The sequence below is a fragment of the Streptomyces sp. NPDC007872 genome, assembly GCF_042868165.1.
Lineage (GTDB): Bacteria > Actinomycetota > Actinomycetes > Streptomycetales > Streptomycetaceae > Streptomyces.
In genome coordinates this window covers 121,243-133,937 of record NZ_JBIAEA010000003.1, presented here as the reverse complement: position 1 = coordinate 133,937, position 12,695 = coordinate 121,243, and the positions used below count along the sequence as shown (strand labels likewise).

The following is a 12,695-nucleotide window of genomic DNA, read 5'->3' as shown; positions in this document are numbered from 1 at the left end:
CTCGGCGTGTGCCCCGTTACGGAGATTCCCATGACCACCGCCCCGGCTCCCGCCCGGACCCGCCTCGCGGCTCCCTGCCGCACCCTGATCGAGACCCCCTCCTTCTCCCTCGCCGTCCTGGCCGCGATCCTGCTCAACGCCGCCCTGCTCGGCGCCGAGACCTACCAGGGCTTCGCCGCCGCCCACGCCGCCGGGCTCCGACGGGCCGAGCACGGCTGCCTCGCCTTCTTCACCCTGGAGATGCTGCTGCGCCTGGCCGCCCACGCCGACCGGCCGAAAGAGTTCTGGCGCGACGGCTGGAACGTCTTCGACCTGGTCGTCGTCGCCTGCGCCTATATCCCCTTCGTGCGGGAGAACGCCACCGTCCTGCGGCTGCTGCGCATGGTCAGGGTGCTGCGCACCGCCCGGTTCCTGCCCCAACTGCGCATCCTGTTCATCGCCGTCTCCCGCAGCCTCCCCGGCACCATCAGCTTCCTCTTCGTCGGAGCCGTCGTCCTCTACGTCTACGCCATGGTCGGCTGGGTCTGCTTCGGCTCCCACGACCCGGCCCACTTCGGATCCCTGGGACGCGCTCTGCTCACCCTGTTCCTGCTGATGACACTGGAAGGCCTGCAGGACGCCATCTACAACGGGCTCTCCGTCTCGCGCCTGAGCCTGCTCTACTACGGCTCCTACGTCCTGCTCGCCTCGTTCGTCCTGGTCAACGTCCTCATCGGCGTCGTCCTCAACAGCCTGGACGAGGCGCGCGAACTCGACAAGGCCGCACTCGACGCGGCCCGCCGCACCCCCGACGAGCAGGAGACCACGACGGGCACCCCGGTCGCGCGGATCTCCCCGCAGGCGCCTCCCGCGGAGCTCGCCGCGCACATCGCCGACGTGCGGCGGGCCCTGGACACCCTCGAACATTCCCTCGCCCCACATCCGCCGGTCCCGCACGACCGGGACCGGATGGTGACCACCGCCTGACCGACCGCCTTCGCCCGGCGGTGCTCCCGGCGCCCGTTCGCTCTTCCTCCGCGGTGATGCAGAAGCCCGTGCGCTTCCCCGGCCGTCGATTCCGCCGGAGCACGACAAGGAGCGAGCGACCCGCGACGGACGAACCTTCCGGCGGGGCCGGGCCCGCCCCGCCGCGCGGCCCCGGCCACCCCGGTCCCGACCACCGCCTCACGAAGGAGCACCTCCTTGTCCGTCGGAACGACCCGCCCCCACGTACCGGGGGGCGGGAGCCGGTGAACGCCGCCCTCGGCCTGCTCGCCGTCCTCGTACTGACCGCCGGCACCACGGTCGCCGAGGCCGTCGAGCGACTGCGCCGCCGCCGTTCTTCCCTCGCCGTCGTACGGGACGGACAGGACGCCCTCACCGGCCTCGTCAGCCTCGACGACCTGCTGGCCCGGCTGATGGGCCCGCAGACGGCCTGAGAGGCCCCCCGTGGACACAGAGGGCCGGGGCCGATGGCGCCGCCACCGGTCCCGGCCCTCACGGGTACCGGTCCGTCACATCGGCTCGGGGAAGATGTCGCTGATGCTCCAGGCGACGCTGAAGCAGGGGACGAGGGCGTCGAGGGCCTCCTGCTCGGTGTCCAGGGCCTGGAGCGCGAGGATCTGGCTCATGGGTGATCTCCTCTTTCCTGTCGGGTTTCCTGCCGGGGTCGTACCGGTGGATCACTGCACACCCCGGTCACGGAGGCGTTCGCCGCCGCACCGAGGGGGTCGTGGGGGGCTCGTACGGTGGCGTCAGGCGGCCACCGGGAGCCGGGGGCGCGAGGAACGGGGCGCCGCCAGGAGCGGGCCGGTGAGGAGGCGGTGCAGGACCAGCAGGACACCGGCCCCGCCACTGGACAGGTCGGCGGTGAACCGCTGCGAGCCCGCCCCGAGGAAGCGGACGCCGCGCCGGTACGGAACGGCGTACTTCAGCAGGCCGGTCGCGGCCCGCACGGCGTCCTCGCGGGCGGCGTCCGTGCCGGTGAGTTCGGCGTGCCCGGTCAGGAACCAGACCAGTCCGGCCAGCCCCCGGTACAGGCCCGCCTCCTTCGTGGCGCGGGAGACCCGGACGCCGGTGACCAGCCGCGGCAGCGCCGCGGCGCAGCGCTCGTCCGGCGCGGTGGCCACGTAGCGGGTGAGCACCGCCGCGAGACCGGCCGCGCCCGTGGCCAGGTACGGCATGGCACGGGTGAACCGCGCGTCGTCGGAGAGGGACAGGGCGCCGTCATCCAGCGGAAAGGTCCGGTCCAGTTCCTGGTGGAGCAGCAGGCGGCCCGCCTCCAGGAAGCGGGCCTCGCCGGTGGCACGGGCCAGGCGGTGGAGGAAGAGGGCGAGCCCCGAACGGCCGTGCAGCAGCCCGCGGGCGTCGTGCTCGCCGAGGACGGCCCGCGGGTCCGAGGTGCGCAGCAGGCCCTCTCCCGCCGCGGCGGCCCGCTCCAGGTGGCCGTTCTCCCCGGTCAGCCGGTGCAGGGCGAGCCAGCCCAGACCGACCCCGGCCCGCCCGCCGGCCAGCGTGGCACAGGAGGCGGTGAGCGGGTGGCCGTCGGCGTCCCGGAGCAGGTCGACGGCCTCGTCCGGGCGGCCGAGATCCGCGAGGACCCGGGCGACGCCGGCCGAGCCGACGAGCAGTCCGGGAGGCAGCGCGCCGCGCGGCGCCAGCGCGTCGCGGCGCAGCCGTTCGAGGATCTCCTCCGGCACGGCCGTCCCGGCGCGGTGCAGGGCGTGCACCACCCCGGCCGTGCCGTAGGCCAGGCACACGTTGTTGGTCCGCAGCGCCTCGGGCGGGGGCGGGAACACCCACTCCGGCCGGTCGGCGTCGGCCGTCTCCAGCAGCCCCGCGGCCACCTTCCCGGCCAGACGGGCGAGACAGCCGCGCGGATCGGCGTCCACCTCGGCGGGGGAAGGAGGGCGGTCGGGCTCGTCCCGGTCCTGTGCCCGGTCCTCTGCCGGGTGGAACGCGGTCGCCCGCCGCCACAGGTCCCGCGGCGGAGCCACGTCCGCCAGGTCGCGCCGCAGCAGCGCGAGGTTGGCGGGCGCGTGCTCGGCGATCTCGTGGCACGGCGCCAGCAGGGCGAGCGCGACCGCCGACGCGCCGTACCGGTCCGGCAGCAGCGGATCGGTGCCGCTCCCGCGCAGGCCGGACGGAGGCGTGAACCCCGGAGTGCCCATCCCGGACGGGGCCGCCGACAGCGCCGAGGCCGCCTCGAAGTCCACGAGCCGGATCCCGCCCGACGCCGTGACCAGGATGTTCCCCGGGCTGACGTCACCGAACCGGTAGCCGGCGGCGTGCAGCCGCTCCAGCGAGGCGTCCAGCCCGGCCAGCAGCCGCCGGCACGCCTCGTGGTATGCGGCGACGGACCCGGCCGTGCGGTCGGCGCGGGCCAGCGGGGTGGACCGGCTCAGCCAGCCCGTCAGCGGCTGCCCCGCGACGTACTCGGTGACGAGGAAGTCGTGCTCCCACTCCGTGAAGTGCTCCAGCGGCTCCGGTGCCACCCCGGGGGCCGCCGCGTGCAGCGCGCGCAGCACGTCGTACTCGTGCCGCAGCCGTCGCCGCGCGTCGGTCCCGTCGAAGACCAGGCCGTTGTGGGCGCGGGCCTCCTTGAGGAAGACGGTGCGGCCGGTCCGCCGGTCGCGGGCCCGGTAGGCGCCCCCGGCGTTGCTCAGGCGCACCGCACCGGTCACCTCGTAGTCGCGGATCAGGATCGGACCCGCGTGCGGCTCCTCCTCCCGCTCGACGAAGGGGTCCGTGATCCCGTCGGGCAGGTGGAAGGCGGGCAGTCGCGAGTCCGCGACCTCGCGGCCGGAACCGTCGCGGACCGTCCCCTCCCGGGTGCCGTCGGCCCGGAGCCTGCTGCGGGCGCCGTCGAAGGAGCCGTAGCGGTAGTGGACCGTCCGCGAGTCGCGGAAGCGCCGGTCGGTGAGGACGTACGGGCCCTCCTCCCCGTCGAGCGCGTCGCGCAGGCGCTCCAGCAGCCGGCGGGCGGTCGCCGTGTCCGGCGGGTAGACGGCGCAGAACTTGCCCGACTGCGCCCGCGCGGCGTGCTTGTGATGGAGGAACAGGAAGAAGAGCCGGGCGCTCAGGTGCTTGAACGGCACGCCTTCGGAGAAGCAGATCCCGGCGACCGTGTCGAGCACGTGCTGCGCCCGCTCCAGCCGCGCCGACACGTGGATCTTCCAGCCCTGCCCGGCGGGCCCGGTCCGCTGGCCGCCCCAGACCGTCCAGATGCCCTGGGCGGAGCCGCGCAGGCCCGGCGGCACCTCACCGGGAGTGAAGCGCGGTCCTGGGTCGGCCACGCGGGTCAGCGGGAGGTAGTACTCCCCGTCCGCGAGCGCCTCGCCGAAGCCTTCGAGCACGGGATCTCCTCACAAGACGGTGGTGGGCCGCGACCACCGTCCCGCGCGCCGGCCGCCGGGACCGGCAGACGGGGAGGCGGTTCGGGCGGCGGTCACGGCCGGCTTCGTCCGCGGACGGGCCGGGCCCCCCCCGGCGCTCCGACTCGGACACGAGTGCCAGGGGTGAAGACGCAGGATGCGCGCCACGCACAGGGCCGAGCGCTGCCAGTCTGTGTCGGTGATCTTCGGACGGCGGCGGCCCCGTGGAACGGGGCCTCCTCCCTCGCGGGACGGCGTCCGCCCCGGACGCCGGAAGGACGGGCGTGACGACAGGACAGTCCATGAACGAGGGGCCCGCTCTTCCCCTCGCCGCTCCCCGGAGTGCCGGGCCACCCGGGGAACGCGGCGGGATGCCGCGTCACGTCGCGTGCGTGATGGACGGGAACGGCCGGTGGGCGGCCCGGCGGTCCCTGCCGCGTACGTCCGGACACCGCGCCGCGGAGACGACGGTCATCGACGTCATCGAGGCGGCGCGTGCGGCCGGGGTGGGCTGGTTGAGCCTCTTCGCGTTCTCCACCGAGAACTGGCGCCGCCCGGACACCGAGATCGATTTCCTGATGCACCTGGTGCGCCGGGTGGTGCGCAAGCACGCCCCTCTGCTCCACGCACGGGGCATCCGCTGCCGCTTCCTCGGCATGACCGACCCCCGCATCCCTCCCGGACTGGCCCGTGACATCGCCGACCTGACGACGCTGACCGACCGGAACCGGCAGATGACGCTGACCGTCGCCTTCGACCACGGCGGCCGCAGGGACATCGTCGAGGCCGCACGGTCACTGATCCGCAGCGGCGCGCCGGCCGGATCCGTGACGGAGGAGAGCTTCGCCGCGCACCTCCCCTTCCCCGACACCCCGGACGTGGACCTGGTCATCCGCACCTCCGGCGAACAGCGCATCTCCAACTTCATGCTCTGGCAGGTCGCCTACGCCGAATGGGTCTTCCCGCCCGCGCTGTGGCCCGACTTCCGCGCCCCCGACTTCCTCCAGTGCCTGCACGCCTACCGGCAGCGCGAACGCCGCTTCGGCGCCGTGCCGCCGCCCCAGAACGGAGAACCCCCATCGTGACCGTCCCGGACGACCGCCCCTCCACGACGCCTCCCGGCGCCGACGCCGCCGATCACGGCGGCGGGAACGGCGACGCCGGAGAAGAATCCCTCTTCGGCCCCGGCTCGCAGTTCCACGGCTTCTTCAACGACCCGCGCTGGGCCCTGGCCGTGATCCGGGCCACCGTACTGGAGGCCGCGCACCCCCAGGTCGGCGCCGCCCTGATCGACAACTCCACCTTCGTCACCCACCCCTGGCGCCGGCTCCGCAACACCCTCACGAGCCTGCAGCGCATGTTCGGGGCCGACGACCACACCCGGCAGAGGGAAGCGGCGCGCCTCAACCGGATGCACGCACGGCTGCACGGCACCGACCCGCAGGACCGGCCTTACGACGCCATGGACCCCGAGGTGCGCGCCTGGGTGGTGGCGACCCTGTTCGAGAGCACCGTCACCATGTGCCGGCTCAGCGGACAGCCCCTCGAACAGAAGACCATGGAGCGGCTGTACGCCGAGTTCCAGGCCTTCCAGGCCGCCCTGGGGGATCCGGCCCACCACCTCCCGCGCACCCTCGACGAGTTCTGGCCCTACTACGACCGGGTGGTCGCCGAGGAGCTGGAGAACACCGAGGCGATGCGCATCATCCTCTACAAGCTCTTCGACCACCTTCCCGCTCCGCCGCTGCTGAACGGCTTTCCCGCCCTGTGGGCGACCGGCCGGGCCGTCGCCGGGCCGGTCGTCGGAGCGATCACCGTGGCGTCCCTGCCGGAACCGTTCCGCCGACGGGCCGGCCTGCCCGAGATCGCGGGAGTGCAGACCCTGATGCAGGGCGTCTACCTGGCCGCCGGCCTGACCCGGTTCCTGCCCGAGGGCTGGATCAAGGCCGACAACATCCTCGACCTGCTGACGCTCTCCCCGGACGCCGACGACCCCCGCGCCCGGACGGTCAACGCCCTGCGCGACCGGATGAAGCGGGCCGGCGCCCTCATCCGGCTCATCACCCCCATGCCCACGGAACCCGAGCCCGCTCCCGCCGACGAGACGCGGCGCGGCGCGCGGACGTTCTTCGCCGAAGTCCTCGACCAGACCGGCGACGGACACCTGGACTGGCCCGACCTCGCCGCCATGGCGCGCGAACTCTGCAGCCGCCTCGACCTGGACGAGCCCGAGGAGACCAGGCTCTACACGGCCTACGCCGACTGGTGGCGCGAACTCCAGAGCGCCCTCGACACCGACGGCGACGGCCGCGTCAGCGCCGACGAGTACGCCGCCGCCGTGCCCTCCCTGGCGGGGCCCGCGCTGATCAGGGTCGCCGAGGTCCTCTTCGACGTCACCGACAAGGACGGCGACCACACCATCGACGCGGACGAGTACCGGGCGCTGTTCCGGACCGCCTTCCGCCGTGACACCGCCGGCGCCGACGGAACCTACGGCCGCAGCGCCTTCGTCAACGACTTCCTGTCCTTCATGTCCGGCCGCCGGCGCACCACCCCCTACGACCCCCTCCTCGCCGACGCGTGACCGTCCGGGCGCAGGCCGGGGACGGCCCCCTCGGGCGGGGGGGGGGGGGCGGGGGGGCGGCGCCCCCCCCCCCCCCCCCCCCCCCCCCCCCCCGGGCCCCGCCCCCCGCCGCCGCGGGCCCCCCCCCGGCCCCCACACCCCCCCCCCCCCCCGCGTGCCGGGCGGGGCGCGGGCGGGGCCCGCCCCCCGGGGGGGGGGGGGGGCGGGTGCCCGCGCGGCCCCACCCCGCGCGTCCCCCGTTCCCCGTGGAGCGCCGGTCCGGCCGGGACGGCGTGCCCCCGGTCGGCCCAATCCACCGTCCCGGTCCCGGCGGGGACCAAGGTGTCGGGGTGGACCACGCCAACTCCCCGGCACCGCGCACGGAGCGTCTGATCACCCTCTCCGACGGCATCTTCGCGATCGCGATGACGCTCCTCGCCCTCGACGTGAGGGTCCCGCCGGACCTGGACACCGAGCGGTTCCACGAGGCGCTGCGCGCTTCCCTGCCGTCGCTCGCCGCGTACGGACTGTCCTTCCTGATCTGCTGCGTCTTCTGGCGGGACCAGCGGCAGATCCTGTCGATGGCCGCCACCGTCGGCGGCATCCCGCAGTACCTCGCGCTGGCGGTCCTCGCCGTCATCGCCGTCGTGCCCTTCCCGACGTCGATGCTGGCCGAGTACGGGGCCCGCGAACCGGTCGCCGTCGCCGCCTACGCCGCCACCATCTGCCTGGTCGACCTGCTGCAGTTCGCGATGTTCGCCACGCTGCGCACGCGCCACGGGGTCCGGGCGGTGGGGGAGTGGGGGGACAGCGCCGTCGATCTCGGCGCGACGATCCTCGTCTTCGGGCTCTCCGTGCCGCTCGCCTTCGTCGCCCCGCACGCGGCGCTCTGGTTCTGGCTGGCGCTCTTCCCGGTGAAGGTGTTCCTCGGGCGGCGCGAACGGCGCAGGGCGGTCGCCGCGCACCAGGACGAAGGCCCTGACGGGCGGGGCGGATGACCGGGGGTGACGCCGTCGTCAGCGAGGCGTCCGGCGACGACGTCGCGCGGGCCGGGGAAGGCCCGTCACAGGGCGGTGGCGGCGCGGACCAGCCCCGCGACCGCCGTCGAGCGGCTGTGCGGGGGCCAGGCGATGACCGTGGTGACGCGCGGGGCGTCGGGGACGGGGACGGCGACGAGGCCCTCGGGGAGGCCGGTGCGGATCGCCTCCGGGACGATCGCGCAGGCGCGGCCCAGGGCGATGAGCTGGGTGAGCTGCGTGTGGTCGCGCACCCGCGGCCCCGGCCCGTCCGGGAAGGTTCCGTCGGGGCGCGGCCAGCGGGGGAGGGGCAGATCGGGGAGGCCGGTGACCTCGGCGAGAAGCAGGTGGGGACGGACGCCGAGGGGGTGGCCCGCCGGGAGGACCGCGACCTGCCCCTCGGTGTGCAGGTCCTCGGTGTCGAAGCCGGCCGTGTCGTCGAACGGCCGGTGCAGCAGGGCCACGTCGGCCCGGCCGTCGCGCAGCACCTCCGCCTGCTCGCCCGGCCCGCACAGCACGACGTCCACGGCGACGGCACCGGGCTCGGCGGCGTAGGCGTCGAGGAGCTTGGCCAGCAGTTCGCCGGAGGCGCCCGCCTTCGCGGCGAGGACCACGGAGGGCCGGCCGGCCGCGGCGAGGGCGGCCCGGCGGGTGCGCCGCTCGGCGGCCTCGACGGCGTCCAGCGCCGCCCGCGCCTCCCGCAGCAGCACCGCCCCGGCCTCGGTCAGGGTGACGCCCCGGCCGCCGCGCTCCAGGAGGAGCGCGTCCAGGCGCCGTTCGAGCCCGCCGATCGCCCGCGACAGCGGAGGCTGGGCGATCCCGAGCCGTTGCGCGGCCCGGCCGAAGTGCAACTCCTCGGCGACCGCGACGAAGTACCGCAGTTCACGTGTCTCCACCCCGCCAGCGTAACCGCCCCCACCGGCGGCGATACCCGGCCGGTATCGCCACCCACCCGATCGGTCTTGGACGCCCCGCCGGGCGCGGGAGCAGCATCGGAGTCATGAGCGAGAACAACACCGTGAACCGAACCAAAGTCGCCCTGGTGACCGGGGCCAACAAGGGCATCGGATACGAGATCGCCGCCGGGCTCGGCGAACTCGGCTGGTCCGTCGGGGTCGGCGCGCGCGACGAGGAGCGGCGCGAAGCCGCCGTGGAGAAGCTGCGCGCGGCCGGAGTCGACGCGTTCGGCGTACCGCTGGACGTGACCGACGACGCGAGCGCGACGGCGGCGGCCCGACTGCTGGAGGAACGGACCGGGCGGCTCGACGTGCTCGTCAACAACGCGGGCATCACCGGCGGCGGACCGCAGGAGCCCACCACCGTCGACGTGAACCGGGTGCGGGCGGCCGTGGAGACCAACGTGATCGGGGTCATCCGCGTCACCAACGCCCTGCTGCCCCTCCTGCGCCGCTCGCCGTCGCCCCGGATCGTGAACGTCTCCAGCAGCGTCGGCTCCCTCACGCTCCAGACCACCCCGGGCGTCGAAACGGGTCCGATCTCCGCCGCCTACACACCGTCGAAGACGTTCCTCAACGCCGTCACCGTGCAGTACGCCAAGGAACTGGCCGACACCGACATCCTGATCAACGCGGTCTGCCCCGGCTACACCGCGACCGACCTCAACGACTTCCGGGGAGTGCGCACCCCACGGCAGGGCGCGGCCTCCGCCATCCGACTGGCGACCGTGCCGGACGACGGACCGACGGGCCGCTTCTTCAGCGACGAGGGCGAGGTGCCCTGGTAGGGGCACGCTCCCGCCGAAGCCGGACGGCACCGAGGCGCCCGGCCGCGGAAGAGGGCCGTGGGCCCCGCCCCACGCGGATCCGTCCCCTCCCGGGGGGCGGCTCCGCAGGCACCGGGGCGTGGTACCGAGGTCACGCCGTCCTCCCGAGCCCTCCTCCTACCGCGACATGTACGGTTCCTGGACGCTCTTCGTGCGCGTGATATACGCAGGACATGCGCTTCGCGGGATAGGGTGTGCTCGGGAGGTGTCCTCATGTCCGAGTTGTTCGACGCGGTCGACGCGCTGCTCACGTCCCGCGCCGTCCTGCCGCCGCCCGAGGAGCGCAAGCGTCTGCGGCAGGCCCACGCCCTGACGGTGGACGAGGTCGCGTCCGCGCTGAAGGTGCGCCGGGCCACGGTCACGAGCTGGGAGGCCGGTAGGACCGAGCCGCGTCCGCCGGAGCGCGACGCGTACGCGCGGCTCCTCGACGGGCTCGCCAAGCTCTACCCCGCACCCGCACCCGCCTCGGCCGAAGCCGCACCCGCCTCGGCCGCACCTGCACCCGCCTCGGCCGAAGCCGCACCCGCCGAGACCGCTCCGGCGCCCGCCGAGACCGCTCCGGCCCCCGAGGCTCCCACCGGCACCGCCCCCCCGACGGAAGAGCGGGCCGAGACCGGGACCGCGGCCGTGACGGTGTCCGACACTCCGGCACCCGGTACCGATCCGCGGTTCGCGAACGGTCCGCTGGCGGTCGTCGACGTCGACGAGGACGGACGGGTGCTGGCGTACTGCACCGGCGGCCTGGTCCTGGACGTGCCCGCCAAGTCCCTGCCGTCGCTGGTGGACTGGACGCTGAAGGAGGCCGGGCTCGGTCAGCCGAGGCTGTCCGGGCCCGGCAAGGACGCCGACCCGCTGCTCGTCCTCACCGGAGCCGCGTGCGAGCGCTACGGCCTCCCGGCCACCCTCACCGACGAGGAGCGGACCGCCGGGCGCCTGCCGGAGGGCCACAAGGCCGTCAAGCAGTTGGTGCGCGCGGAGTGGAAGCTGACCAAGCGCGGCTTCGGCCCGTGGGCGCGGATCTACCGCCCCGCCACCGGTTCGGAGCGGGCCTGCGTCCAGCTCTGCGTCCCGTCGTGGAACGCGCTCGACACCCGTCACTGGGGCGGGGCGGGACACCTCCCGCCGGCGGAACTCGCCCGCGTCCTGGGCCTGTACGCCTCCCGCGTGATGACCCCGCGCGGATCGACCGCGGTGACCGGCCTGGAGCTGATGACCGCGCTGCACCCGCCGACCCGCGCCTCCGAGCCGGACGAGAACGGCAGGCGGCACTCCGAGCACAACCCCGGCTCCCTGGGCAAGGACCCCGTCCACCCCGCGCCGTGCGAGGCACCCGACGGCCACCCCGTCCTCAAGGACCTGCCGCGCTTCCACGTCCGCGGCCCCGGCGAGCAGCTCTTCGAGGAGGCGTACGACTGGGCCCGGCCGATGACGGACGCCGAGTGCACCCTGCGCCACCTCGTCGGCATCGACGTCAACCTCGCCTTCGGCGCCGGCGCCAACGGCCTGATCGTCGGCCTGGGCGCGCCCACGCACGTGAAGAACCCGGTGTTCGACCCGAAGCTGCCCGGCTCCTGGCTGGTCGACCTCTCCCACGTCGACCTGTCGAAGGTGAAGGTCGGCAAGGACAGGTGGGCCGAGCTGGACGGCGACCTGCTGCCCTCCCCGTTCACGCCGAAGGGCGACCGCCCGGCGGGCCCGGCCTGGTACGCGACCCCGACCGTCGCCTACGCCGTCGAGCTCGGCTACGAGGTGCGCCCGTCCGAGGCCCACGTCCGGTACGACAACGGCCGCTACCTGGACGGCTGGTACACCCGGCTGCGCGACGCCTACCTCGCCACCATGGCCGACCTCGGCGTCCACGCCGACACCGCCCCGGAGGTCTTCCTGGCGGCGATGGAGGGCTGGAAGGACCGCGACCCCCATCTCGCGACCGTCGTCGCGGCGGTCAAGGCGACCGTCAAGGGTGGTCTGGGCAAACTCCGCGAGCGGCCCCGGGCCGAGGGCTGGCGGCCGGGTGAGCCGTGGCGCGCCCTGTCCCGCCCGACGTGGCGCCCGGACATCCGCGCGGCCGTCATCTCCCGTACCCGGATCAACCTGCACCGCAAGATCGTCAAGCATGCCGCGTTCACCGGGCAGTACCCGATCGCCGTCCTGTCCGACTGCGTCGTCTACGCCGCCGGCGGTCCCTCGCCGCTGGACTTCCTGCCCTACCGGCAGGGCAGACCGCTCCCGGGCGGATTCAAGCTCGGCGTCAACCCCGGCCTGGTCAAGCACGAGGGCACCCAGTCGGTGCTGTGGGGCGAGGAGGTCCGCGAGCGTTTCGACGCCCCGGAGCTGAACCTGGCCCGGTACATCAAGGACGGCACGGTCACCGGCACGGACAACGGCGAGTAGGAGAGGCCCACGATGAGCCTGTTCGGCGACGGTCTCGACAAGGCGGTGCAGAAGGCGTTCACGCGTCCGGCGCCCAAGACCGCGGGCGCGCAGATGCGTTACCTGGTCAGGAAGCTCGGTGGTACGAAGGCGGCCGCCGACCTGCTGGGGATGTCCCAGCGGCAGGTGGAGCGGTACGTGGCGGGCAGGGCCAGAAGGCCCCGCCCCGTCCTCGCCGCCCGCCTCGAACGCGAGGTGAAGAAGCGGTGGCAGCCGCAGATCCGGGCCAGGGCCCGGCAGAGGGCCGCCTCCACGGACGGCATCGTCATCGACACCCGCGCCCGCATGGGCTACACCGCGCCGATCGGCTCCACCGACCAGGACCGCGTCCGCCACCTGACCATCGCCCTGCCCCCCGTCTACGCCGCCCGCCTCTTCGACGCCCAGGACGGCGGCGCCGGCGACGCCCAACTCCGGCAGATCACGGCCGAAGCCCTCAGGGAGGTCTACTTCCAGGACGGCGGTCGCCGCGCCGGATCGCTGGAAGAGGTCCACTTCACGGACGTGGAACACCTGGAGTTCGAGCTGTAGGAACAGGCAGGCCGGGC

The 12,695-nt window shown here is 74.5% G+C and carries 10 protein-coding genes; 8 read left to right on the top strand and 2 right to left on the bottom strand.

Going from position 1 to position 12,695, the window contains the following annotated elements:
- The first annotated feature begins 30 nt into the window (after positions 1 to 30).
- A complete protein-coding gene (locus tag ACFYNX_RS11130; RefSeq protein ID WP_388660125.1) occupies positions 31 to 966 on the top strand; it encodes an ion transporter in 936 nt (311 codons plus the stop codon).
- Positions 967 to 1,229: 263 nt separating this feature from the next.
- Positions 1,230 to 1,418 carry a CBS domain-containing protein gene (locus tag ACFYNX_RS11125; protein ID WP_388660122.1) on the top strand — a complete coding sequence of 63 codons (189 nt, stop codon included), beginning with the start codon at positions 1,230 to 1,232 and terminating at the stop codon, positions 1,416 to 1,418.
- Between the two features lie 315 nt (positions 1,419 to 1,733).
- Here the strand turns inward: ACFYNX_RS11125 and lanKC are convergent, their stop codons facing one another.
- Complete coding sequence (gene lanKC / locus ACFYNX_RS11120) at positions 1,734 to 4,334, bottom strand: class III lanthionine synthetase LanKC (RefSeq protein ID WP_388660119.1); 2,601 nt, start codon at positions 4,332 to 4,334, stop codon at positions 1,734 to 1,736.
- A gap of 389 nt (positions 4,335 to 4,723) precedes the next feature.
- Between lanKC and uppS the strand changes: the two genes are divergently transcribed.
- From uppS to ACFYNX_RS11105, 3 genes are all read left to right on the top strand, one after another.
- Positions 4,724 to 5,437: a polyprenyl diphosphate synthase gene (gene uppS, locus ACFYNX_RS11115; protein ID WP_365542133.1), complete on the top strand. Its 714-nt coding sequence runs from the start codon at positions 4,724 to 4,726 to the stop codon at positions 5,435 to 5,437.
- Entirely contained in the window at positions 5,434 to 6,936 is a 1,503-nt protein-coding gene (locus ACFYNX_RS11110; protein WP_388660115.1) for an oxygenase MpaB family protein, read from the top strand. The genes uppS and ACFYNX_RS11110 overlap by 4 nt, the downstream gene beginning before the upstream one ends.
- Positions 6,937 to 7,265: 329 nt before the next feature.
- Positions 7,266 to 7,913, top strand: a complete 648-nt coding sequence (locus ACFYNX_RS11105; RefSeq protein WP_388660112.1) for a TMEM175 family protein — start codon at positions 7,266 to 7,268, stop codon at positions 7,911 to 7,913.
- Between the two features lie 65 nt (positions 7,914 to 7,978).
- Here ACFYNX_RS11105 and ACFYNX_RS11100 read toward each other — a convergent pair whose 3' ends face one another.
- Positions 7,979 to 8,827: a LysR family transcriptional regulator gene (locus ACFYNX_RS11100; RefSeq protein WP_388660109.1), complete on the bottom strand. Its 849-nt coding sequence runs from the start codon at positions 8,825 to 8,827 to the stop codon at positions 7,979 to 7,981.
- Between the two features lie 104 nt (positions 8,828 to 8,931).
- Between ACFYNX_RS11100 and ACFYNX_RS11095 the strand changes: the two genes are divergently transcribed.
- From ACFYNX_RS11095 to tpg, 3 genes are all read left to right on the top strand, one after another.
- A complete protein-coding gene (locus ACFYNX_RS11095; protein ID WP_388660106.1) occupies positions 8,932 to 9,675 on the top strand; it encodes an SDR family oxidoreductase in 744 nt (247 codons plus the stop codon).
- A 252-nt stretch (positions 9,676 to 9,927) separates the two neighbouring features.
- Positions 9,928 to 12,108: a telomere-associated protein Tap gene (gene tap / locus ACFYNX_RS11090; RefSeq protein ID WP_388660103.1), complete on the top strand. Its 2,181-nt coding sequence runs from the start codon at positions 9,928 to 9,930 to the stop codon at positions 12,106 to 12,108.
- 12 nt (positions 12,109 to 12,120) lie between these two features.
- On the top strand, positions 12,121 to 12,678 hold the full coding sequence (tpg, locus tag ACFYNX_RS11085; RefSeq protein ID WP_388660100.1) for a telomere-protecting terminal protein Tpg: 558 nt from the start codon (positions 12,121 to 12,123) through the stop codon (positions 12,676 to 12,678).
- Positions 12,679 to 12,695 lie beyond the last annotated feature (17 nt).

What these genes read in the sequence shown, in the direction of transcription:
- ACFYNX_RS11095 (WP_388660106.1), top strand. Translation starts at nt 8,932, where the DNA reads ATGAGCGAGAACAACACCGTGAACCGAACCAAAGTCGCCCTGGTGACC.
- uppS (WP_365542133.1), top strand. Translation starts at nt 4,724, where the DNA reads ATGCCGCGTCACGTCGCGTGCGTGATGGACGGGAACGGCCGGTGGGCG.
- tap (WP_388660103.1), top strand. Translation starts at nt 9,928, where the DNA reads ATGTCCGAGTTGTTCGACGCGGTCGACGCGCTGCTCACGTCCCGCGCC.
- ACFYNX_RS11130 (WP_388660125.1), top strand. Translation starts at nt 31, where the DNA reads ATGACCACCGCCCCGGCTCCCGCCCGGACCCGCCTCGCGGCTCCCTGC.
- tpg (WP_388660100.1), top strand. Translation starts at nt 12,121, where the DNA reads ATGAGCCTGTTCGGCGACGGTCTCGACAAGGCGGTGCAGAAGGCGTTC.